The sequence below is a fragment of the Ensifer adhaerens genome (assembly GCF_001270265.1).
GTDB lineage: Bacteria > Pseudomonadota > Alphaproteobacteria > Rhizobiales > Rhizobiaceae > Ensifer > Ensifer adhaerens_B.
This window is the reverse complement of record NZ_LGAP01000008.1, coordinates 131,442-153,234: the sequence shown is the minus strand read 5'-3', so window position 1 is coordinate 153,234 and position 21,793 is coordinate 131,442. Positions and strand designations below refer to the sequence as shown.

General features: G+C 63.2%; 19 protein-coding genes. 12 read left to right on the top strand and 7 right to left on the bottom strand.

Features of this window, described 5'->3' with window-relative positions; genetic code table 11:
* Nucleotides 1-172: 172 nt before the first annotated feature.
* From tkt to AC244_RS15110, 6 genes are all read left to right on the top strand, one after another.
* The gene (gene tkt / locus AC244_RS15135) at nucleotides 173-2,155 is read left to right on the top strand and encodes a transketolase (protein ID WP_053249643.1); all 1,983 of its coding nucleotides are present in this window, start codon (nucleotides 173-175) and stop codon (nucleotides 2,153-2,155) included.
* A gap of 75 nt (nucleotides 2,156-2,230) precedes the next feature.
* A complete protein-coding gene (gene gap / locus AC244_RS15130) occupies nucleotides 2,231-3,241 on the top strand; it encodes a type I glyceraldehyde-3-phosphate dehydrogenase (protein ID WP_053249642.1) in 1,011 nt (336 codons plus the stop codon).
* A gap of 5 nt (nucleotides 3,242-3,246) precedes the next feature.
* Nucleotides 3,247-3,837, top strand: coding sequence for a putative glycolipid-binding domain-containing protein (locus AC244_RS15125; protein ID WP_053249641.1), 591 nt, complete (start codon nucleotides 3,247-3,249; stop codon nucleotides 3,835-3,837).
* Nucleotides 3,837-5,036: a phosphoglycerate kinase gene (locus AC244_RS15120; RefSeq protein WP_053249640.1), complete on the top strand. Its 1,200-nt coding sequence runs from the start codon at nucleotides 3,837-3,839 to the stop codon at nucleotides 5,034-5,036. Before AC244_RS15125 ends, AC244_RS15120 begins: the two co-directional genes overlap by 1 nt.
* 347 nt (nucleotides 5,037-5,383) lie before the next feature.
* Nucleotides 5,384-6,409, top strand: coding sequence for a class I fructose-bisphosphate aldolase (locus AC244_RS15115; protein ID WP_053249639.1), 1,026 nt, complete (start codon nucleotides 5,384-5,386; stop codon nucleotides 6,407-6,409).
* 218 nt (nucleotides 6,410-6,627) lie between these two features.
* On the top strand, nucleotides 6,628-7,563 hold the full coding sequence (locus AC244_RS15110; RefSeq protein WP_414735927.1) for a PhzF family phenazine biosynthesis protein: 936 nt from the start codon (nucleotides 6,628-6,630) through the stop codon (nucleotides 7,561-7,563).
* 18 nt (nucleotides 7,564-7,581) lie between these two features.
* On the opposite strand, the gene AC244_RS15105 is transcribed toward AC244_RS15110, so the two are convergent.
* Together AC244_RS15105 and AC244_RS15100 are read right to left on the bottom strand one after the other, a co-directional pair.
* Nucleotides 7,582-8,103 (bottom strand): GrpB family protein, encoded by a 522-nt coding sequence (locus AC244_RS15105; protein WP_053249692.1) that lies wholly within the window; start codon nucleotides 8,101-8,103, stop codon nucleotides 7,582-7,584.
* 63 nt (nucleotides 8,104-8,166) lie between these two features.
* The gene (locus AC244_RS15100) at nucleotides 8,167-8,715 is read right to left on the bottom strand and encodes a TetR/AcrR family transcriptional regulator (protein ID WP_053249638.1); all 549 of its coding nucleotides are present in this window, start codon (nucleotides 8,713-8,715) and stop codon (nucleotides 8,167-8,169) included.
* A 105-nt stretch (nucleotides 8,716-8,820) separates the two neighbouring features.
* On the opposite strand from AC244_RS15100, the gene AC244_RS15095 reads away from it, so the two are divergent.
* Entirely contained in the window at nucleotides 8,821-10,329 is a 1,509-nt protein-coding gene (locus AC244_RS15095; RefSeq protein WP_053249637.1) for an MFS transporter, read from the top strand.
* A 10-nt stretch (nucleotides 10,330-10,339) separates the two neighbouring features.
* On the opposite strand, the gene AC244_RS15090 is transcribed toward AC244_RS15095, so the two are convergent.
* Both AC244_RS15090 and AC244_RS37510 read right to left on the bottom strand, forming a co-directional pair.
* Nucleotides 10,340-12,274 carry a tetratricopeptide repeat protein gene (locus AC244_RS15090; RefSeq protein WP_152975962.1) on the bottom strand — a complete coding sequence of 645 codons (1,935 nt, stop codon included), beginning with the start codon at nucleotides 12,272-12,274 and terminating at the stop codon, nucleotides 10,340-10,342.
* 122 nt (nucleotides 12,275-12,396) lie between these two features.
* Complete coding sequence (locus AC244_RS37510) at nucleotides 12,397-12,552, bottom strand: hypothetical protein (RefSeq protein WP_152975961.1); 156 nt, start codon at nucleotides 12,550-12,552, stop codon at nucleotides 12,397-12,399.
* Between the two features lie 262 nt (nucleotides 12,553-12,814).
* Between AC244_RS37510 and AC244_RS15085 the strand changes: the two genes are divergently transcribed.
* From AC244_RS15085 to AC244_RS15075, 3 genes are all read left to right on the top strand, one after another.
* A complete protein-coding gene (locus AC244_RS15085; protein ID WP_053249690.1) occupies nucleotides 12,815-14,119 on the top strand; it encodes an MFS transporter in 1,305 nt (434 codons plus the stop codon).
* Complete coding sequence (locus AC244_RS15080) at nucleotides 14,106-14,294, top strand: DUF1192 domain-containing protein (protein ID WP_053249636.1); 189 nt, start codon at nucleotides 14,106-14,108, stop codon at nucleotides 14,292-14,294. Before AC244_RS15085 ends, AC244_RS15080 begins: the two co-directional genes overlap by 14 nt.
* Nucleotides 14,295-14,645: 351 nt before the next feature.
* Nucleotides 14,646-15,164, top strand: coding sequence for a DUF1465 family protein (locus AC244_RS15075; protein ID WP_025424772.1), 519 nt, complete (start codon nucleotides 14,646-14,648; stop codon nucleotides 15,162-15,164).
* A 190-nt stretch (nucleotides 15,165-15,354) separates the two neighbouring features.
* Here the strand turns inward: AC244_RS15075 and rpmE are convergent, their stop codons facing one another.
* Nucleotides 15,355-15,576, bottom strand: a complete 222-nt coding sequence (gene rpmE / locus AC244_RS15070) for a 50S ribosomal protein L31 (protein WP_053249635.1) — start codon at nucleotides 15,574-15,576, stop codon at nucleotides 15,355-15,357.
* Nucleotides 15,577-15,785: 209 nt separating this feature from the next.
* Here rpmE and AC244_RS15065 point away from each other — a divergent pair, with 209 nt between their 5' ends.
* Together AC244_RS15065 and AC244_RS15060 are read left to right on the top strand one after the other, a co-directional pair.
* Nucleotides 15,786-17,588: an ABC transporter transmembrane domain-containing protein gene (locus tag AC244_RS15065; RefSeq protein WP_082366866.1), complete on the top strand. Its 1,803-nt coding sequence runs from the start codon at nucleotides 15,786-15,788 to the stop codon at nucleotides 17,586-17,588.
* A gap of 132 nt (nucleotides 17,589-17,720) precedes the next feature.
* Nucleotides 17,721-18,713 (top strand): Bug family tripartite tricarboxylate transporter substrate binding protein, encoded by a 993-nt coding sequence (locus tag AC244_RS15060; protein WP_053249634.1) that lies wholly within the window; start codon nucleotides 17,721-17,723, stop codon nucleotides 18,711-18,713.
* A 267-nt stretch (nucleotides 18,714-18,980) separates the two neighbouring features.
* On the opposite strand, the gene AC244_RS15055 is transcribed toward AC244_RS15060, so the two are convergent.
* Together AC244_RS15055 and AC244_RS15050 are read right to left on the bottom strand one after the other, a co-directional pair.
* Nucleotides 18,981-20,630: an FAD-binding dehydrogenase gene (locus AC244_RS15055; protein ID WP_053249633.1), complete on the bottom strand. Its 1,650-nt coding sequence runs from the start codon at nucleotides 20,628-20,630 to the stop codon at nucleotides 18,981-18,983.
* 128 nt (nucleotides 20,631-20,758) lie between these two features.
* Nucleotides 20,759-21,790: a peptidoglycan -binding protein gene (locus AC244_RS15050; RefSeq protein ID WP_053249632.1), complete on the bottom strand. Its 1,032-nt coding sequence runs from the start codon at nucleotides 21,788-21,790 to the stop codon at nucleotides 20,759-20,761.
* Nucleotides 21,791-21,793 lie beyond the last annotated feature (3 nt).

Genomic DNA, 21,793 nt, shown 5'->3' with positions numbered 1-21,793 from the left:
AAAAACTCTGCTGCAACGCGATATCCTAGCTTGAAAACCATGCTGCCAATGGCCGCGGAAGGCCTGTATTTGTTGACTCGCGCGGCGCAGATGCTATGTGTCTGCCGCTTCTTGCACGGTCTTTGGAGGATAGAGACCGTCCCCTGACCACCGAACTCAAAACGGAACAGTCATGATCTCTCGCGAAAAACACGACCGGATGGCGAATGCGATCCGTTTCCTCTCCATGGACGCCGTCGAGAAGGCAAATTCAGGTCACCCCGGCCTGCCCATGGGTGCGGCTGACATAGCGACAGTCCTCTTTACGCGCTTCCTCAGCTTCGACCCCAAGAACCCCTCCTGGCCCAACCGCGACCGCTTCGTGCTGTCGGCCGGTCACGGCTCGATGCTGCTTTATTCGCTGCTCTATTTGACGGGCTACGAAGACATCTCCATCGAAGAGATCAAGAATTTCCGCCAGCTCGGCGCCCGCACCGCCGGCCACCCGGAATATGGCCATGCCGCCGGCATCGAGACGACCACCGGTCCGCTCGGCCAGGGCATTGCCAACGCCGTCGGCATGGCGATCGCCGAGCGCAAGCTGCGCGAAGAGTTCGGCAACGACCTGATGGAGCACTACACCTATGTGCTCGCCGGCGACGGCTGCCTCATGGAAGGCATCAGCCAGGAAGCGATCTCGCTTGCCGGCCACCTCAAGCTCAACAAGCTGATCGTCTTCTGGGACGACAACAACATCTCGATCGACGGCCCGATTTCGATCGCCGACTCGACCGACCAGCACGCCCGCTTCCGCGCCAGCAACTGGAACACCATTGCCGTTGACGGCCATGATCCCGAAGCCATTGCCGCTGCAATCGAACAGGCGCAGAACTCCGACAAGCCGACCATGATCGCGGCTAAGACGACGATCGGTTTCGGCGCACCGAACAAGGCCGGTACCCACAAGGTTCACGGTTCGCCGCTCGGCGCCGAGGAAATCGCCGCCACGCGCGAGGCGCTCGGCTGGGAATCCGAAGCCTTCGTCGTTCCTTCCGACGTGCTCGACGCCTGGCGCCTCGCCGGCCTGCGTTCGACCAAGACCCGCAAGGATTGGGAAGAACGCCTCGACAAGAGCGACGCCGAGAAAAAGGCGCAGTTCGTTCGCCGCTTCTCCGGCGAACTCGAAGGCCGCCTGGCCTCGGCCATCGACGACTACAAGCGCAAGCTGGCCGAGACCAAGCCGTCGCCGGCCACCCGCAAGGCCTCCGAGGACGCGCTCGAAGTCATCAACGGCGTGCTGGCCGAAACGATCGGCGGCTCGGCCGACCTGACCGGTTCCAACAACACCAAGACCAGCCAGACCAAGTCGATCACGCCGACCGACTTCTCCGGCCGCTACATCCACTATGGTGTGCGCGAACACGGCATGGCGGCTGCGATGAACGGCATGGCGCTGCATGGCGGCGTCATCCCCTACTCCGGCGGCTTCCTGATCTTCTCGGACTATTGCCGTCCGTCGATCCGCCTGGCGGCCCTGATGGGCATCCGCGTCATCCACGTGCTGACGCATGATTCCATCGGCCTTGGCGAAGACGGCCCGACGCACCAGCCGGTCGAGCACATGGCAGCCCTGCGCGCCATCCCGAACCTCCTGATGTTCCGCCCGGCGGACGCCACGGAGACGGCCGAATGCTGGCAGCTGGCGCTTGAAAGCCACAACCGCCCGTCCGGCATCGCGCTGACCCGCCAGAATCTGATGGCGGTGCGCACCGAGTATGAGGAAGAGAACCTCTGCGCGCGCGGCGCCTACGATCTGATCTCGGCAAGCGACGCAAAGGTGACGATCTTCGCCACCGGCTCGGAAGTCGAAATCGCCGTCAAGGCCTGCCAGGCACTGACGGCCAAGGGCATCTCGACCCGCGTGGTCTCGGTTCCCTGCTTCGAACTCTTTGCCGAACAGAGCGAAGACTACCAGCAGGCGATCATCGGCAACTCGCCGGTCAAGATCGCCGTCGAAGCCGGCATCCGCCAGGGCTGGGACCATTTCATCGGCAGCGACGGCGCCTTCATCGGCATGTCGTCCTTCGGTGCCTCCGGCCCCTACAAGGAACTCTACAAGCACTTCGGCATCACGCCCGAGGCGGTCGTCGCCGCTGCGGAAGCCAAGCTTTCCTGATCAAGCCGCGGGGCGCGTTTTCGAGCGCGCCCCGCTTTTTTCCGACCATGCCATTCAGACAGGGAGAGACCCGATATGACAGTGAAAGTCGCCATTAACGGTTTTGGCCGCATCGGCCGCAACGTGCTGCGCGCCATCGTTGAATCCGGCCGCAAGGATATTGAAGTCGTTGCCATCAACGACCTCGGCCCGGTCGAGACCAACGCGCACCTGCTGCGTTTCGACTCGATCCATGGCCGTTTCCCGGCTGACGTGAAGGTCGAGGGCGACTCGATCATCATCAACAGCGGCAAGCCGATCAAGGTCACCGCAATCCGCAACCCGGCCGAACTGCCGCACAAGGAACTCGGCGTCGACGTCGCGATGGAATGCACCGGCATCTTCACCGCCCGCGACAAGGCAGCCGCGCACCTGGAAGCCGGCGCCAAGCGCGTCATCGTCTCGGCTCCGGCCGACGGCGCCGACCTGACCGTCGTCTACGGCGTCAACCACGACAAGCTGACGAAGGATCACCTCGTCATCTCCAACGCCTCGTGCACGACCAACTGCCTTGCACCGGTCGCCAAGGTTTTGAACGACGCCATCGGCATCGACCACGGCATGATGACGACGATCCACTCCTACACCAACGACCAGCCGTCGCTCGATCAGATGCACAAGGATCTCTACCGCGCCCGCGCTGCGGCTCTGTCGATGATCCCGACCTCGACGGGCGCTGCCAAGGCCGTAGGCCTCGTTCTGCCGGAACTGAAGGGCAAGCTCGACGGCTTCGCCATGCGCGTCCCGACCCCGAACGTCTCGGTCGTCGACCTTAAGTTCGTCGCCAAGCGCGACACCACCAAGGAAGAGATCAACGCAGCAATCAAGGCAGCCGCTGACGGCCCGCTCAAGGGCATCCTCGGCTACACGCTCGCTCCGAACGTCTCGATCGACTTCAACCACGACCCGCATTCCTCGGTCTTCCACATGGACCAGACCAAGGTGATGGAAGGCAAGTTCGTGTCGATCCTGACCTGGTACGACAACGAGTGGGGCTTCTCCAACCGCATGTCCGACACTGCGGTTGCGATCAGCAAGCTCATCTAACTCAGATGTTTCGCGCCCTTTCCCAAACGACGGTCCGCTGGCGTCCGCTGGAGGGGGAAGGGCTCGAACATCTGACACTGACATCAACGAGTACAGCCAACGGCGCGGTCATCCGCGCCGTTGGCGTTCTGATCGGCAACCGCGGCGGCACGCCCTATGGTGTGCGCTACCGGATCGATTGCGATGCCGGATGGCTGGTTCGAAAGCTCGTGGTCGATACGACGGATGGCCGGAGCCTACATCTGCGCTCGGATCACCCGGGCCAATGGGCGACCTCCGGAGGCACGGCGCTGCCCGAATTCGACGGCTGCGTCGACATCGACCTTGCAGGAACGCCCTTCACCAACACGCTGCCGATCCGCCGCCTCGGCCTTACTCGCCAATCCGGCACCGCCAGGCTGAAAATGCTCTACGTTCCGTTCGACACGTTCGAGCCTGTTGTGGACGGTCAGCACTACACCTGCCTCGATGACTTCAGGCTCTACCGCTACGAGGCCGAGGACCGGAGCTTTGCCGCCGACCTGCCCGTGGACGCGGACGGCCTCGTCATCGACTACCCCACCCTTTTCCTGAGACTATCACCGGAGACTATCTGATGACTTTCAAGACCCTCGACGACCTGACCGACATTGCCGGCAAGCGCGTGCTTGTGCGCGTCGATCTCAACGTGCCGGTCAAGGACGGTGTGGTCACCGACGCAACCCGCATCGAACGCGTCGCGCCGACGATCCACGAACTATCGGAAAAGGGCGCCAAGGTCATTCTGCTGGCGCATTTCGGCCGCCCGAAGGGTGAGCCGGTCGCTGACATGTCGCTGAAGACGATCGCGCCGGCGGTGGAAGACATCCTCGACCAGCGCGTTCACTTTGCTGCAGACTGCGTCGGCGACAAGGCGGCAAACGCCATTGCCGAGATGAACGACGGCGACGTGCTGCTGCTCGAAAACACCCGTTTCCACAAGGGTGAAGAAAAGAACGAGCCAGACTTCGTCAAGGCTCTTGCCGCCAACGGCGATATCTATGTCAACGATGCCTTTTCGGCCGCACACCGCGCCCACGCCTCGACCGAGGGCCTCGCCCACCACCTGCCCGCCTATGCCGGCCGCACCATGCAGGCCGAACTCGAGGCGCTTGAAAAGGGTCTCGGCCAGCCGAAGCGCCCGGTCGTTGCCATCGTCGGCGGCGCCAAGGTCTCGACCAAGATCGATCTCTTGCAGAACCTCGTGAAGAAGGTCGACGCACTCGTCATCGGCGGCGGCATGGCCAACACTTTCATCGCCGCAAAGGGCGTCAATGTCGGCAAGTCGCTTTGCGAGCACGACCTTGCCGATACCGCCAAGGCGATCATCGCCGCTGCGGCTGACGCCGGTTGCGCCATCGTTCTGCCGGAAGACGGCGTCGTCGCCCGCGAGTTCAAGGCCGGTGCCGACAATGAAGTGGTCGACGTCGACGCCATCCCAGCGGACGCGATGATGCTCGACGTCGGCCCGAAGTCGATTGCTGCGGTCAACGACTGGATCTCCAAGGCAGAGACGCTGGTCTGGAACGGCCCGCTCGGCGCCTTCGAAATCGCGCCCTTCGACAAGGCGACGGTCGCCGTTGCCAAGCATGCGGCTGCCTGCACGCGCCAGGGTTCGCTCGTGTCGGTCGCCGGCGGCGGCGATACGGTTGCCGCCCTCAACCACGCCGAAGTCACCGACGATTTCAGCTATGTCTCGACCGCCGGCGGCGCCTTCCTCGAATGGATGGAAGGCAAGCCGCTGCCGGGTGTCGACATTCTCAAGCAACAGAACTAAGCCGAACTCTCAGGCGCGCGGGTTACCCGCGCGCCTGAGACACAGAAAAAACAAAGATAATTCAACCGATTAAAATAATTTAAATCGTTTCAGTCGCTTTTCCTGCCTTTTTCCCGGACAATTTCACCTGTTACTCGCGCCCTAGTTTGGGGGCGTGGCGGTTGTTTGCGCACCGTCGGTCCCGAAACTGTTTCAGTGGTCGCCTGGTCCTTGTTGATCGGCGCTGAGCGGGATGAGGAAAAGTGTGTGCGGTGTTCCGCCCGCATCCCGCTCTACTTATTGGGAACGATCACGTTTATGATGTGGGCCGGCCCGGCCCAAATCATCGTGATCTAGGGAGAAGAAGCATGAGCGAAAGACTGGAAGACATCGCGGTTGCCATGGTCGCAAACGGCCGGGGACTGCTTGCCGCCGACGAGTCCACGGCGACGATCAAGAAGCGCTTCGACGGCATCGGCCTGGAATCGACGGAGACGTCACGGCGCGACTATCGCGAGATGCTGCTTCGGGCCGACGAGGCGATGCGCAAGTACATCTCCGGCGTCATTCTTTACGAGGAAACCCTGTTCCAGAAGGCCGCCGACGGTACGCCGCTGGTCGACGTCATCCGCGCCGCCGGCTCGATCCCCGGCATCAAGGTCGATGCCGGCGCCAAGCCGATGACCAACTTTCCGGCAGAAACGATCACCGAAGGTCTCGATGGCCTGGCGCAACGCCTGACGAAATATTACGAGGCCGGCGCGCGCTTTGCCAAATGGCGCGGCGTGATCGCGATCTCCGACAGCCTGCCGAGCCCGGGCGCAGTCAGGGCGAACGCCCATGCGCTCGCGCGCTACGCTGCTCTTTGCCAGGAGGCCGGCATCGTTCCGATCGTCGAGCCGGAGGTGCTGATGGACGGCACACCCGGCGATCACTCGATCGACCGGTCTGAGCACGTCACCGAATGGACGCTTCGCGTCACCTTCGAGGCCCTTGCGGAAATGCGGGTGAAGCTCGAAGGCATGATCCTGAAGCCGAGCATGGTGATCGACGGCAAGAAGGCGCGCAAGGCGTCCGTTGCCGAAGTGGCCGAGCGCACCATCAGGGTGCTACGGCGCACAGTGCCATCAGCCGTTCCCGGCATCGCCTTCCTGTCCGGCGGCCAGACGACAGAGGAAGCAACGGCCCATCTCTCGGCCATGAATGCGACCCATGATCTGCCCTGGAAGCTCACCTTCTCCTACGGCCGCGCCCTCCAGCAGGAGGCGCTTTCGGCCTGGAACGGCAAGGCCGAGAACGTCGCCGCCGGCCAGCGGGCCTTCTCCCACCGCGCCGAAATGTGCAGCCTGGCTGCCAAGGGCAGTTGGAAGAAGGATCTGGAGAAAGCAGCCTAAGTTGGCTTGCACCCGCTAGAGGACAGGATGAGGGGCCGATTATCGGCCCCTTTTCCTTGCGGCAACCAAAGTCTGTCGCCCCCCGCGAACCGGAGAATGCCGAACTTGTCACCAAGACAAGTTGGCGCCTTTGCCCACCCCGACGCCTGCCTTAAACCTTTCGCTCCAGGCCATCAGGCGGCGCGGATCGGCGCCGCACCAAGCGGAAGTGAGCGTTTATGACTTCTTTTGCCCCCCTGCGTTCCGTCGACTATGTGACCGTCGACGTTTTCACCGAGGATCGTTTCGCCGGCAACCAGCTCGCCGTCATTCCAGATGCTCGGGGTTTAAGCGATGCGCAGATGCAGGCGATCGCGACCGAGTTCGGCTATTCCGAAGTCACCTTCGTGTTGCCGCCGGAAGATCCTGCCAATACAGCCCGCGTGCGCATCTTCACCCCGACGATAGAGATCCCCTTCGCCGGACATCCGAATGTCGGCACCGCTTTCGTCGTCGGCCAGCGGGCAGAGCTTTTCGGCCGGGCCACCGGCGATCACCTGCGGTTTGAAGAACTGGCCGGCCTGGTCGAAGTCGCCTTGTCGCGCGCGGACGGCGCTGTGACGGGCGCGCGTATCGTCGTGCCGCGCGCCTTGAGCATCGGGCCGAGCATCGATGTGGAGACGATCGCCGCCTGCGCCATGCTCCCGCCCGATGCCGTCAGCACACGCAACCACGCGCCGGTGCGCGTTTCCGTCGGGCTGCCCTTCGCCGTTGCGGAACTGAAGGATGTCACTGCACTGTCGGCGACGCGTCCCAACGTCACTGCCTTCGAGGCGGCCAATGGACGCTACAAGCCGGATGAAGACAGCTTCAGCCTGTTTCTCTATGCGCGTTCGGCCGAACGGCCATGGCAGCTGCGCGCCCGTATGTTTGCACCACTCGACAATGTCATCGAAGACCCGGCGACCGGAAGCGCTTCGGCCGCCCTTGGCGCCTATCTCGTCTCGCTTCTGCCCGAGAAGACTATCGACGTCGATCTGACGATCGAGCAAGGCGTCGAGATGGGCCGCCGAAGCATCATTGAGGTCAGCGTCAGCAAACAAGGCGGCACCGTGCGGCGAACCAGCATTGCCGGCGCCTGTGTGACTGCGATGCGCGGTTCCATCGCGCTTTAGACCTGAGAGGACAGGCATTCAGAAGAGCGCTTCGGTCAACCCCGGGCCGGCGCGTTTAACGACCTCGTCGATAAATTGCGTCTTGGCCGCGGTGTAGCTGTCGCCATCAAAGGCAAATGTCGCGGCAAGACGTCGCTTCAGCAACGCGTAGGCTTCAGCCGTCTCACGGCTTTGACGTAGCTGATCACGAAAGATCAGCCGGCGGCGATGGGTGTCGCTGAAAGGCGGGCAGAGATAGACGCGCTGACCCGGCGCTCCCTGTTTGGCAAATGCCCAGACGCCATCGTCATACCTATTCCCCCGTGGCGCAAAACCGCCGGCAACGAGCGCTGCGCTGCCAGCAGCAATCGCATCCGACCCGCCCATGGTCACGTCGATATCGATAATCGGTTTCGCGGCGAGCCCTGGAACGGCGGTGCTGCCGATATGGTCGATCGCGATCACCGCCGAGCCGAGCCGGCTCATTAGGTGTTTCGACATCTCAGCAAATGCGCGCGGCCATGCCTTGTCATAGGCAACGACCTCGACCAACGTCGGCATGCGCTTCCTTTCGTCCAAAACCAGGCCGGCCGCCAATCGTGCCGGTCAGAGTTGCTGCTGCGTTCAGGCGGTTTGCTTCGGCACTAGGGCGACGATATCGCCGAAGATATCGCGCCATTCCGCGTCGTCCATGTCGATGAAGCCGAAACTGCGCAACAGGAATGCGCCTTCGGTTGCGAGAAAGGCGAGGCGCGCGCGGCGCCCCTCCTCGGTCGACAGATCGAGACTGTCGAGACGTCCGCGGTACCACACCCGGTTCTTCTCCATGTGGTCTTCGCGCTGCAGGAGCGCTGCCATCATCCCCGACGTGCGGGCGTTCTCCGCCGTGTTCATGCGTTCCGTCACCTCCGCATGTGCGCGCATCGCCGTCACCGGGTCAGCATCGTCTCCGACTTCGGCCGCCACCGCACTGTCGAATTCGTTGAACCAGCGCTCCATCATCGCGTCGATCAAGCCGTCCTTGTTGCCGAAGCAGTATTGCACGCCGCCCTTGGTTATGCCTGCCGCCTTGGCCACCGCGTCGATCGTCAGGCCGGCGGCACCGACGGCGCTCACAGTCGCCTCCGCCGCATCCAGCACCTTGTCGCGATCGATTGTCCGGCGTCGTCCCATTTCCGATTCCCTCTTTCAATTCCATACGTATGTATTTATATAATCGCTCTGACGTTAACAAGGCCATAGGTCCCGCAGGCAGCGGGTCGGCCACAGAGGTGTACCATGTCCCCGCATAATCGCTGGCTCATTCTTGCCATCGTGTCGAGCGCGCTGCTGCTGATCGTCGTCGATATGACCGTGCTTTATACGGCCCTCCCCCGGCTGACCCACGATCTCGGCGCCTCCGCGTCGGAAAAGCTCTGGATCGTCAATGCCTATGCGCTGGTCGTCGCCGGCCTGCTTCCTGGGCTCGGCACGCTTGGCGACAGGCTTGGCCACAAGCGGCCGTTCATTGCCGGTCTCGCCGTGTTCGGCCTCGCCTCTCTGCTGGCTGCCTATGCGCCGAACCCGCCGATCCTGATTGCCGGCCGTGTTCTCCTTGCGGTCGGTGCCGCCTTGATGATGCCGGCGACGCTCTCAATCATCCGGCTGACCTTCACCGACGAGCGCGAGCGGGCGCTGGCGATCGGCATCTGGGCGGCCATCGCCTCCGGTGGTGCGGCGATCGGCCCGGTGCTCGGCGGTTTCCTGCTCGAATACTTCTGGTGGGGCTCGGTCTTTCTCATCAACGTGCCGATCGTCGCGGTGGCATTGCTGCTCGGCGTGGTCGTGCTGCCCAACAGCAAGGGCAACAAGGATCACCCGTGGGATCCGCTCGGCTCCTTCCAGATCATGGTCGGCCTGGTCGGGCTTGCCTATGCCATCAAAGAGATGAGCAAGCGCGAGCCGTCGGCTGAAGCCGGGCTCATCGCCGCCGCGATCGGCGCCGCGGCACTCGTTCTCTTCGTGCGCCGGCAGAGGCGCAGCCAGCACCCGATGATCGACTTCGGCCTGTTCCGCAACGCCGCCTTTTCCTCGGGCGTCGCCGCAGCTCTGGTGGCTTCGGCAGCGCTCGTCGGCGTCGAGCTCGTGCTCAGCCAGCGGCTGCAGCTTGTCACCGGCTATTCACCGCTTGAGGCCGGCATCTTCATCCTGCCGATCCCGCTTGCCGCCTTTGTCGCCGGGCCGCTCACGGGCATGGTCCTGCCGCGCTTCGGCGCCGAGATGGTGCTGCACACCGGCCTCCTCACCGCGGCGGCCGGCCTCGGCGCGTTTCTTGCCGTGCACGACGCCGGCATTCTCGGCCAGATCGTCAGCCTTGTCGTGCTCGGCCTCGGCATTGGGGCGTCGATGACGGCCGCGTCCAGCGCCATCATGTCCAACGCTCCGCCGCAGCGCGCCGGCATGGCCGCCTCCATCGAGGAGGTTTCGTTCGAGCTGGGCGGCGCCATCGGCATTGCGGTGCTCGGCAGCGTCATGTCGGCGGTCTACACCGCCTTTGTCATCCTGCCGGAAGGCGCAGGCATATCGGCGGTCGCACGCGACAGCCTGGACGAGGCGCTGATCCTGGCGGCAACGCTGTCGCCCGATGCGGCCGAAGGCCTGGTGACACTCGCCAAATCGGCCTTCGAAAAGGCGTTTGTCGCTGTCGTGCTGCTGGCAACGGGCCTCCTGTTCACCACGGGTGCCGGCATCTGGTGGTGTACACGGGGCAAGCCGCGGCAGCCGGCCGCATCCTACCGCGCCCATTGACCTCAGGTCGTCAATGCTGTGTGGCCTCGCATTGGGCGATCGCCGCCACCATGGCCTGGAAGCGTACATGGTGGCGAACGGCATCGAGATCGGAATCCTGCTTGAACCACAGCAGTTGGTAGCAGGAACTCTGCGGCAACAGGCTCTCGAGCATGTCGAGTGCCGTGTCGACATCGCCGAGGATCGAGTAGACGCAGGCCGTATTGTAGCGCGCGACGACATCGTCCGGATCGATGGCGATCGCGCACGCCGCCCATTCGCGAGCGCGCTCCGCCTCGCCCATGTGGGCAAGCGCCAGGGCGCCGCGGTGGGCCGGACCGGAATTTTCCGGGTGCAGCTCCAGCGCCCGCTCCGCCCGGGAGATGCCGATCTTCGCCCAGTGTCCGCGCTCGGTTTCCTGGCCGAGCGACTTGTAGGCGCTCATCAGGTGGATCGGCGAGAGGTAGTCGTCGGGATGGATTTCCGCCGCCCGCTTGAAGAACTGGATCGCCGTTTCGAACTCGCCGCGCATGAAGAGAAAGCGTCCGTAGTGAAAGTTTGCCTCGTAGAGCTGGGGTTCGAGCGCCAGCGCGCGTTCGAACTCGACGGCGGCTTCTTCGTCTTGCCCGTCCTGATGCAGGACCAGCCCCCGGGAAGCGTGCGCCTCCGCCAGGTTCGGGTCGAGCGCCAGCGCCCGCTCGCTCGTGCACAGAATGCTCTCGAGCGGGAACTCGTGCTCGTGCCAGTCGCGCAGTGCCGACTCGCAATCGGCGATGCCCGCATAGGCACGGGCAAAGTTCGCATCGAGTTCGACGGCCTTCAGGAACATGCGCCGGGCGAGCAGCAGATAGGAGCGGGTCCAGGCATGCGAGAACTGCCGACCGCGCAGATAGTAGGTGTAGGCTTCGACGCTCGTCGTCGGATCCCGCTCGATCGCCTTCTTCTCCTCCGGCAACAGCTTGATGCGCAACTGATTGACGATGGCGTGGGTGATTTCGTCCTGAATGGCGAAGATGTCGGTGAGATCGCGGTCGTAGCGATCCGCCCACAGATGCGTGCCGGTCAGCGCGTCGATCAGTTGCCCGGTGATGCGGACGCGCGTGCCGGCCTTGCGCACGCTGCCTTCGAGGATGAAACGAACGCCGAGCTCCTGCGCCGCCGTTTTGACGCGGACCGACCGCCCCTTGTACGTAAACACCGTGTTGCGGGCGACGACGTGGAGCTGCGAGATCTTCGACAGATCGGTAATGATGTCCTCGGTGATACCGTCGGAGAAGTACTCCTGCTCCGGATCATGGCTCATGTTGGTGAAGGGTAAAACTGCGACGGACAGCCCGTAAACGTCGTCCACGGTCACCGTATGGGTCCCGTTCAACACCTTGGCGGTCTTGGTCGGAGCGCCCAGCGCCACCGAATAGACATGCACGCCCGCCGCGATGTTCTTTAGCGCATGCTGCCCCTTGTCGACGAAGCCGACATCCAGCCTTGACCCGACATGGTCGCGAACCGAGGCGGAGACCGCGATGCCGGAGGGCTCCGCCAGACCCTCGAGCCGGGCTGCGACATTGACGCCATCGCCGAAGATATCGCCGTCCTCGACGATCACGTCGCCCAGATGCACGCCGATGCGCAGTTCGATGCGTTTCAACTGCGGCACGTCTTCGTTGCGGATAAGCATGCCGCGCTGAATGTCGACGGCGCAGGCGACCGCGTTCACGACGCTGGCGAACTCGACCAGAATGCCGTCGCCGGTCAGCTTGACGATCCGGCCCTTGTGCCGACTGACCTTCGGGTCAACCAGCTCGTTCTTGTGCCGCTTCATGGCGGCCAGCGTACCGGTTTCGTCAGCGCCTATGAGACGGCTGTAGCCCACGACATCGGCAGCAAGGATGGCAGCAAGGCGGCGTTCCAAGTAACCCCCGAATTCATCTGCTTGATGAAACGGACAATCTAGCGCGTTCTTCATGATCTGTCCTGCGCACTTTTCCAGCTACTACTATTGATCGAGTAACGGCGTAACAGAGTAGATCGATCGGCACAGTTTCCAAAGGCACAACCGTGGCATCGCACCGCGATGAATTGGACCCGTCAGGGTCGAATGAGAACCGTGACCATCATCATGACGAGCGCGAACACGGCGATCTTCCAGAAGTCGCGGCGCTGCCTCAGGCCCGGCAGGCCGATCGGCCAGATCAACTGGATGGCCATCGCCAGAAGCAGAATGATCGCCAGCGCCTTCGACATATCCAGCCTATCCTCGGGATAGTTCCCTTAACCCGGCGGAACTGTCACGCCGCCGTCACCTTGTCGCCGCATGCAGCAGCGCACGCCGTCTGAACGCGCAACTGCTTACGATCCCGAAATTCGATTCCGATTCTTGGGATGATGCGTTAGAGGGCTATTGTTTCCGTCACCGATTTGCAATGACCGGTCGGACAGAATCCGGCTGGCAATTCGGGACGCACCGCCCTAGCTTGCTGACGGCAGAACGATTTTCGGATGGATGATGAGAAAAAACCTGCTCCCCGTCGCCTCTCTCCTGCTGGGCACACTGTTTCTCTTCCTGGGCAACGGCCTGCAGGGCCTGCTTCTGCCGGTCAGAGGCACCGCCGAGGGCTATCCCACCACCATCCTCGGCCTGATCGGCACGTCCTGGGCGGCCGGCTTCGTCCTTGGCTGCTTCTTTGCACCGAACGTCGTCAAGCGCATCGGCCACGTGCGCGCCTTCAGCGTCTTTACCTCGATGATTGCCATCGTCGCGCTGATGACCGGCATCCTGATCGACCCGACGTGGTGGTTGATCCTGCGGGCGCTCACCGGCTTCTCCACCGCCGGCACCTCGATGATCATCGAAAGCTGGCTCAACGAACGCGCCACCAATGAGAGCCGCGGCGTGATCTTTTCCCTCTATATCGCCATCACGCTCTTCGGCGTCGTCGGCGGTCAGATGATGATCCCGTTCGGCGATACCTCCACCAGCACCCTCTTCATGATCTGCGGCATTCTCTATTGCGTCGCGATGCTGCCGACCCTTTTGTCGAAGGCCGCCTCGCCGCAGCCGCTGAAGCAGGTCCAGCTCGACCTGCGCGGGCTTTACCGCAATTCGCCGGTCTCGTTCCTCGGCATCCTGCTCGTCGGCATCGCCAACGGCGCCTTCGGCACGCTCGGCGCCGTCTTCGGTCGCCAGGCGGGCCTCTCCGACAGCACCGTCGCCGCGATGATGAGCGTGGCGATCTTTGCCGGCGCGGTGATGCAACTGCCGGCCGGGCGCCTGTCCGATCGCATCGACCGGCGTTATGTGCTCGCAGCCCTTGCCGGCGTCGGCGCGCTTGCCGGGCTCCTGATCTTCCTGGTCGAACCGAGCCAGGTCTGGATCGTGCTGACGCTGATTGCGATCTACGGCGCCGCCGCCAACGCGCTCTATCCGATCGCCGTTTCCCATGCCAACGACTTTGCGACGGCCGAGGATTTCGTCAAGGTTTCCGGCGGATTGCTGCTGCTCTACGGCATCGGCACCATTATCGGCCCGACGATCGGCGGTCCGGTCATGACCGCGACCGGCCCCTATGGGCTGTTCATGATCACCGCCTGCGCCCATATCCTCATCACCGCCTACGCCATTATCCGCAGCCGCATGCGCGCACCGGTTCCCGTCGCCGAGCGCGATGCCTTCTCACCGATCAATGCCGGAACGGCAACGACGCCAGAGAGCCTGCAGCTCTCGCCGCGCGCTGCACCGTTCGACGAAACGCATGACCAGGACGGCGATATCGACCCCGAACAGGAGGACAAGACGAATGGGCCTGTTTGACGAAGACCAACCTAAGAAGAAACTGGCGCATGAGATCGGCAGCGACCTGTCGTTGCTGTCCGTCGACGAACTCACCCAGCGCATCGCGCTCTTGAAGGAGGAAATCGTCCGGCTCGAGGCGGAGCGTGAGCGCAAATCCGCAAGCCGGTCAGCGGCCGAAGGCCTGTTTCGCTGACGGCTGCATAAGGACAATCGGCCCGAAACGGCGCTTGCTTAACGGTATATTAAGCATTCTCTGCGATTGTTTGATCATCCGGAGCTTTCCGGACTCAGACAATTTCTCCGACTGGCGAATGGGTCTGATTTTTCTCCCTGTTTTACCTTGAGAGCCGCTTTCCGCGGCTCTTTTTTTGTTTTGGCATATGTTGCCGTAAAGAATTGTGGAGATTAACCCTTTCTTAAGAATGCTCTTGCGCGAAATGCGCTATGGCATCATTCTTCAGGCATAGAGGCTGGCAAGGAAATTTTTCCTAAAGTCGCCCGTTACCCGACTGTCGTGATGCGTTTGAACCAGGGAAAACAGGTCATGTCCGAAAGAGGATTGAATACCGTCAGTTTCGCGGGACACGCGGCGGCGTCGGCGCAGTTCAAGGCGCTCTATTCGGAAGGCATGGGTCTGGTCGAAGAAACCGCGAGCTATCTCGACGGTCCGGGTCGCCTGGCATCCAAGGTCCTGCCGCGCATGGCGTCGGTCCTCTATGCAGCAGAATCCATGCGTCTGACCACCCGCCTGATGCAGATGGCATCCTGGCTCCTGCTTCAGCGCGCCGTCAACAACGGCGAGATGAGCCGCGACCAGGTGCTTTCGGAAAAGAGCAAGGTTCGCCTAGACAGCTTCAACGTCGACCGCAGCGCGCCCGGCTGGAGCGAGCTGCCGGAAGCCTTCCGCGACCTCATCGAGCGCTCATTGCGCCTGCAGAACCGCGTTGCCCTGCTCGACCGCGAAATCTACCGCCCGCAGGAAGCCTCGACCTTCGTTCCGGACAACCAGAACGGCGTCAAGGCGCAGATCAAGCTGCTGCAGACCGCCTTCGGCACCAACTGATTCAGGCAAGATATTCGGCAGCTTGCTGCCACCGACACGAACCCGGCCCTTGAGCCGGGTTTTTTCATGCACTGATCAAGCAAGCTCGCATGCGAAAGGGATCGGCGCGCCCCTCGGGCCGGAACGGAAATCCGGACAACAAAAAGCCCGGCAGAGCCGGGCTTCGAAAACGCGCCAAGAGGGCGTGCGATTAGAGGCCGAGGCCTTCGAAACGCTTCTTGAACTTGGAGACGCGGCCGCCGCGGTCCATGAGCTGCTGGTTGCCGCCCGTCCAGGCCGGGTGCGACTTCGGGTCGATTTCCAGGTTCATGGTGGCGCCTTCCGAACCCCAGGTCGAGCGGGTTTCGTATTCGGTGCCGTCAGTCATGACCACCTTGATCAGGTGATAGTCGGGATGGATGTCTGCCTTCATAACGATCTTCCTAGAGTTCCAGGGTCCAATTGTCGCAAGGCATTGCGACTTCGAGACCGAACACGTAAATGAAGCCGCGGACCGGCTGATGGGCCACGGCTTCCCAATTCGATGCCGTGCCTATACATCAAGGTCTGCGGGATAACAAGTGCCGCACGGAAGACTCATGGGCAAACCCGCCCCCTCCGTGGTTGGCGAACGGGGGTCATGTGTCCGAACGAGAAAACCAGTCGCCAGCGCGCAAATCCATTCGCCCTCTCGCCACGCTGCTGCCCTACCTCTCGCGCTACCGCCATCTGGTCATCGGCGCCGGGATTTCGCTCGTTATCGCTGCGGTGACGACCCTGACGCTGCCGCTCGCCGTGCGCCGCATGGTCGACAACGGCTTCTCCAACTCCGATAGCGGCTTCATCAATACCTATTTCTCGATGCTGATGATGCTCGCCATCATCCTCGCCCTGGCCAGTGCCGCGCGCTACTATTTCGTCATCACCCTTGGCGAGCGCATCGTTGCCGATCTGCGGCGCAACGTCTTCCAGCACGTCACCCGCCTTTCCGCGTCGTTTTTCGACGTCAACCAGTCGGGCGAGATCGTCTCACGGCTGACCGCCGACACCACGCAGCTCAAGTCCGCCGTCGGTGCGACCGCATCCGTCGCCCTTCGCAACCTGATCCTGTGTCTCGGCGCCATCGGCATGATGGTCTATACCAGCCCGAAGCTGTCGAGCCTGGTGCTGGCGGCAATCCCGGTCATCGTCTTCCCGCTGGTCGGCTTCGGCCGCTCCGTCCGCCGCCGGTCGCGCGAGGCGCAGGATACGCTGGCAACGGCATCGGCCTATGCCGGCGAGGCGATTGCCGCCTCCCGCACAGTTCAGGCCTTCAACAGCGAGGGTATCGCCAACACCCGCTTCGGCACAGCGGTCGAGGACGCCTTCGGCGCCGCACGTTCGGCGATCAAGGCACGCTCCGTGCTGACTGCCTTTGCCATCACCATGGTGTTCGGCAGTGTCGTCGCCGTGCTCTGGTTCGGCGCGCGCGATGTGCTGGCAGGCAATCTCTCGGCCGGCACGCTCAGCCAGTTCCTGCTCTATTCGGTGTTCGCCGCCGGCAGCCTCGGCTCGCTGTCGGAGGTCTGGGGCGAACTTTCGCAGGCAGCCGGTGCTGCAGAGCGGTTGAATGAACTTTTGACCGAAGTTCCCGAAATCAAGGCGCCCGAAAACCCGGTCGCCATGCCGTCGCCGGCGCTCGGTGCCATCAGCTTCGACGAAGTCTATTTCGCCTATCCGGCGCGCCCCGACTACAAGAGCCTGAATGGCCTCAGCTTCGCGATCAAGCCCGGCGAAACCGTCGCCATCGTCGGCCCGTCCGGCGCGGGCAAGAGCACGGTCTTTTCGATGCTGCTCCGGTTCTACGACCCAGCGAAGGGCGCTGTTACGGTCGACGGCGTCGATATCCGCACCGTCGACCCGAAGGAGCTGCGCGACCGCCTGGCAATCGTGCCGCAGGATGTCACCATCTTCGCCTCCTCCGTTCACGACAACATTGCCTTCGGCCTGCCGGGCGCAAGCCGCGAGGCGGTGCGCGCCGCAGCCATCGCCGCCCAGGCCGACGAATTCATCGGCCGAATGGAACAGGGCTACGACACGCTCGTCGGCGAGCGCGGCATCACACTGTCGGGTGGCCAGCGCCAGCGGATCGCCATTGCCCGCGCCATTTTGCGCAATGCGCCGATCCTGCTGCTCGACGAGGCAACCTCGGCGCTCGACGCCGAGAGCGAAACGCTGGTGCAGAAGGCGCTTGAAGGCCTGCTGCATGAACGCACGACGATCGTTATCGCCCACCGGCTCGCAACCGTCTTGAAGGCGGACCGTATCCTCGTGATGGAACACGGTCGCATCGTCGAAGAGGGAACCCATGCCTCGCTGATCCGGCAGGACGGACTGTACGCCAAGCTGGCCCGGTTGCAGTTCAACCACGGCGCCGAGGGGCTGTTCCTGAATCCGGGCAAATAAGGCGACCACTACGATAGTCTCATGCCGGCATGTTCGGCATGCCATTGCAGCTGGAAAGCCGGACCCTATTCTATAGGTGCCGGCTTTTTTCGGCGGCCACGACAGGCGTGGACTGTTCAGGGAGGAACCTTAATGACGTTTTCGAAGTTGACCCGCCGAGGGGCGCTCGCCCTCGGCTTCACCGCACTTACCGTTCTCGGCTCCGGCATCCAGGCAGCTGCTCAGGGCTTTCCGGATCGCGCAGTCACCCTCGTCGTTCCCTTTGCCGCCGGCGGCTCGACCGACGTGGTGGCGCGGATCGTGGCGCAGAAGATGTCGGAGGATCTCGGCCAGCAGGTCATCGTCCAGAACGTCGCCGGCGCCGGTGGCAACCTCGGTGCCGACAATGTCGCGCGCGCAGATCCGGACGGCTATACGATCCTCATGGGCACCGTCGCCACGCATGCGCTCAACCCGCTGATCCTCAAGACCAAACCCTATGACCCGGAAAAGGACTTCGCTCCGATCTCGTTGTTGGTCGTCGTGCCGAATGTGCTGGTGGTCAATCCGGAACTGCCGGCCAAGACCGTCGAGGAACTGCTGGCCTTGTTGAAGGCCAAGCCCGACGAGTACGCCTACGCCTCTTCCGGCAACGGTACGCCCCTGCACCTGTCTGGCGAGCTCTTCAAGAAGATGGCCGGCGTCAGCATGCAGCATATCCCCTACAAGGGCGCTGGCCCGGCGCTGAACGATGTTATCGGCAACCAGGTGCCGATCATGTTCGACAACCTGCCCTCCTCCTCCAGCCACATCAAGGCCGGCACCTTGCGGGCGCTTGCGGTAACGACGGCCGAGCGCGCGCCATCCTTCCCCGATGTCCCGACGGTCGCCGAATCCGGCATACCAGGCTATGAAACCTACACTTGGAACGCGCTTTTTGCGCCGGCTAACACGCCCGAACCAGTTGTCGCGCGCCTGAACGAAGCCGCCAACAAGGCCCTTGCGGACCCGGCCGTGGTCGAGCGCATGAAGGAATTCAGCGCGACCATCGTCGCATCGACGCCGCAGGAACTTGCCGCACACGTGAAGGCCGAGCTGGAAAAGTGGACGCCGGTCGTTCGCGACGCCAACATCCAGATGGATTGATCTCAGCGATTTGATGCTACCCGGCGGATTGGCCCCTCATCCGGCTGCCGCCACCTTCTCCCCGCTTGCGGGGAGAAGGGACCTTGTGGCATGCGCTCGCTGATCTAAAGCGTTTCCATCTTAAACGGCTTCATGGAAACGCTCTGCTGGAAAGGCTCTAGCCACAAGCACCGAGCCAGCAGCGACATGCGTCCCTCTCCCCGCCTGCGGGGAGAGGGCTAGGGTGAGGGGCGCCATTTACGGACAACAATAGCCGGTTCGGTTCGCTCAAAGCGCCCCGGCAGCACCCCGCCCGGCGACGCGGCCGGAGTAGATGCAGCCACCGAGGAACGTGCCTTCGAGCGCGTTGTAGCCATGCATGCCGCCGCCGCCGAAGCCGGCGACTTCGCCCGCAGCGTAAAGACCCGGCACCGGCTCGCCCGATTGTTCCAGCACCTGGCCCGAAAGATTGGTCTGCAGACCGCCGAGCGTCTTGCGCGTCAGGATATGCAGCCGGACGGCAATCAGCGGCCCGGCCTTGGGATCGAGCAGGCGGTGCGGCTTGGCGGTACGCAACAGTCGGTCGCCGCGATAGGATCGCGCCCCACGGATCGCCGTCACCTGCGCATCCTTCGAGAAGGGATTGGTGATCTCGCGGTCGCGCGCCTCGATCTGCTCGCGCAGGTGATCGACCGACAGCCGGTTTTCACCGGTCAGCGCGTTCATTGCCGGCACGAGATCGTCGAGCCGATCGCGAACGATGAAGTCCTCGCCCCGGTCCATGAAGGCCTGCACCGGTCCGGGCGGATTCTTGCCCAACCGCTTGAGCAGAAGCGAGATGCTCTTGCCGGTCAGATCCGGATTCTGTTCGGAACCGGACAGGGCGAACTCCTTCTTGATGATCGCCCGGGTCAGGATGAACCAGCTGTAGTCATGGCCGCTGTCGCGAATGGCCCGCAAGGTGCCGAGCGTATCGAAGCCGGGCATGGCGGGTGCTGAAAAGCGATGGCCGTCGGCATCACACCAGAAGGACGACGGACCGGGCAGGATGCGGATGCCGTGGTCGGGCCAGATCGGATCGAAGTTCTTCAGGCCCTCGGTATAGTGCCACATGCGATCGGAATTGATGACCGAGCCGCGGGCGCGCCCAGCGATCTCCAGCATACGGCCATCGACATGGTGCGGCACGCCGCAGACCATCGTCGCCGGTGGCTGGCCCAGCCGCTTGCGCGGCCAGTTGCGCCGCACCAGCTCATGGTTGCCGCCGATGCCGCCCGACGTCACGATCACCGCGCCTGCCGATATCTCGAAATCGCCGACGACATCGCGCGAACTGCGCTCACCCCGGCCAACCGGATCGGCCTTGAGCACCGCGCCGCGCGCGCCGGTAACCGCTCCATCGGTCGTCACCAGTTCATCGACACGGTGGCGGAAGCGAAACCGCACGAGGCCGCGGCTTTCTGCCTCCCGCGTCAGCCGCACGAACGGCTCGAGAACCGCGGGACCAGTGCCCCAGGTGATGTGGAAGCGCGGAACCGAATTGCCGTGCCCATGCGCAAGGCCACCGCCACGCTCTGCCCAGCCGACGACGGGAAACCAGCGCATGCCGAGCGAATGCAGCCAGCTGCGCTTCTCGCCGGCAGCGAAATCGAGATAAGCATCGGCCCACAGTCGCGGCCAGTGATCCTCGGGACGATCAAATTGCGATGAGCCCATCCAGTCCTGGCGGGCGAGCTGGCGGCTGTCCTTGATGCCCATGCGCCGCTGCTCGGGACTGTCGACGAAAAAGAGACCGCCAAGCGACCAGAACGCCTGACCGCCGAGGTTCTGCTCCCCCTCCTGATCGAGAACGATGACCTTGCGGCCAAGCGCTGCTGCCTCCGACGCCGCCACAAGGCCGGCAAGCCCGGCACCGACCACCAGTACATCACAATCCATCAAAGGCGCTCTCCCCTGCATCCCCAGGGATGCGAGCCCTCCCCCGCATCCCGAAGGCGCAAGTGTTACGCGTACGTCAAGGTCAATTCAAGGGCGCCGGGATCGCTCGGGTATCTTGGCCCGCGAGCTTATTTCTCGGTCAGCTTCAGCTCGATGCGGCGGTTCTGTGCCCGCGCCCCGACGCTCTCGCCTTCGGCGATCGGCTGATACTCGCCGAAGCCGGCCGCGACCAACCTGTCGGCCGGCACGCCCTTCGAGATCAGGAACTTGACGACCGATGTGGCACGGGCTGACGAAAGCTCCCAGTTGTCGGCATAACGGCCGGTGCCTGAAAGCTGTACATTGTCCGTGTGCCCGTCGACGCGCAGCACCCAGTTGATCTCCGCGGGAATTTCCTTGGCAAGGTCGAGCAGCGCCGAGGCGAGTTTGGCCATTTCTACCTGGCCCTCGGGATTGAGCTCGTTGCCGCCGGAAGGGAAAAGCACCTCCGACTGGAAGACGAAGCGGTCACCGACGATGCGGATGTTTTCGCGATCGGACAGGATTTCGCGCAGCCGGCCGAAGAAGTCCGAACGATAGCGGTTCAGTTCCTGCACCCGTTGCGCCAGCGCGACATTCAGCCGGCGGCCGAGATCGGCGATCTTGGTCTGCGAAGACACGTCCTTGGCTTCCGACGCCTGCAACGCCTCTTCGATTGCGGCGATCTGGCTGCGCAGCGCCGCGATCTGCTGGTTCAGAAGCTCGATCTGGCTCATGGCGCGTGCGCTCGTCTGGCGTTCGGCGTCGAGTTCCGCACCGATACGCCCCAGCTTCTGGTTGGCGGCATCCGTGCTGCCGGCGCCCTGATCGAGCAAGGCCTGCAGACGAGACCGCTCGCCTTCAGACTGGGACAGGGAAGCCTGCAGATTGGCGAGCGAATCCTCAAGATCCTGCTTGCCGCTCTTTTCAAGCGCCAGCAGTTGCGTCAGTTCGTTGATCTGGCTGTTCAGCCGGTTCAGCACGTCATCCTTGCCGCTGATTTCGCGGCTGAGCAGAAATTGCGCCAGCACGAAGACGCTGAGCAGGAACATGATCGACAAGAGCAGGGTCGACAGCGCATCGACGAAGCCGGGCCAATAGTCGATCGTGCGCTGTGTGCGGCCTTTACGGGCGAGCGCCATGGA

Excerpts from the sequence above, each read along its gene's own strand:
- tkt (WP_053249643.1), top strand. The coding sequence starts at position 173 with ATGATCTCTCGCGAAAAACACGACCGGATGGCGAATGCGATCCGTTTC.
- gap (WP_053249642.1), top strand. The coding sequence starts at position 2,231 with ATGACAGTGAAAGTCGCCATTAACGGTTTTGGCCGCATCGGCCGCAAC.
- AC244_RS15125 (WP_053249641.1), top strand. The coding sequence starts at position 3,247 with ATGTTTCGCGCCCTTTCCCAAACGACGGTCCGCTGGCGTCCGCTGGAG.
- AC244_RS15120 (WP_053249640.1), top strand. The coding sequence starts at position 3,837 with ATGACTTTCAAGACCCTCGACGACCTGACCGACATTGCCGGCAAGCGC.
- AC244_RS15115 (WP_053249639.1), top strand. The coding sequence starts at position 5,384 with ATGAGCGAAAGACTGGAAGACATCGCGGTTGCCATGGTCGCAAACGGC.
- AC244_RS15110 (WP_414735927.1), top strand. The coding sequence starts at position 6,628 with ATGACTTCTTTTGCCCCCCTGCGTTCCGTCGACTATGTGACCGTCGAC.
- AC244_RS15105 (WP_053249692.1), bottom strand. The coding sequence starts at position 8,103 with ATGCCGACGTTGGTCGAGGTCGTTGCCTATGACAAGGCATGGCCGCGC.
- AC244_RS15100 (WP_053249638.1), bottom strand. The coding sequence starts at position 8,715 with ATGGGACGACGCCGGACAATCGATCGCGACAAGGTGCTGGATGCGGCG.
- AC244_RS15095 (WP_053249637.1), top strand. The coding sequence starts at position 8,821 with ATGTCCCCGCATAATCGCTGGCTCATTCTTGCCATCGTGTCGAGCGCG.
- AC244_RS15090 (WP_152975962.1), bottom strand. The coding sequence starts at position 12,274 with ATGAAGAACGCGCTAGATTGTCCGTTTCATCAAGCAGATGAATTCGGG.
- AC244_RS37510 (WP_152975961.1), bottom strand. The coding sequence starts at position 12,552 with ATGTCGAAGGCGCTGGCGATCATTCTGCTTCTGGCGATGGCCATCCAG.
- AC244_RS15085 (WP_053249690.1), top strand. The coding sequence starts at position 12,815 with ATGAGAAAAAACCTGCTCCCCGTCGCCTCTCTCCTGCTGGGCACACTG.
- AC244_RS15080 (WP_053249636.1), top strand. The coding sequence starts at position 14,106 with ATGGGCCTGTTTGACGAAGACCAACCTAAGAAGAAACTGGCGCATGAG.
- AC244_RS15075 (WP_025424772.1), top strand. The coding sequence starts at position 14,646 with ATGTCCGAAAGAGGATTGAATACCGTCAGTTTCGCGGGACACGCGGCG.
- rpmE (WP_053249635.1), bottom strand. The coding sequence starts at position 15,576 with ATGAAGGCAGACATCCATCCCGACTATCACCTGATCAAGGTGGTCATG.
- AC244_RS15060 (WP_053249634.1), top strand. The coding sequence starts at position 17,721 with ATGACGTTTTCGAAGTTGACCCGCCGAGGGGCGCTCGCCCTCGGCTTC.
- AC244_RS15055 (WP_053249633.1), bottom strand. The coding sequence starts at position 20,630 with ATGGATTGTGATGTACTGGTGGTCGGTGCCGGGCTTGCCGGCCTTGTG.
- AC244_RS15050 (WP_053249632.1), bottom strand. The coding sequence starts at position 21,790 with ATGGCGCTCGCCCGTAAAGGCCGCACACAGCGCACGATCGACTATTGG.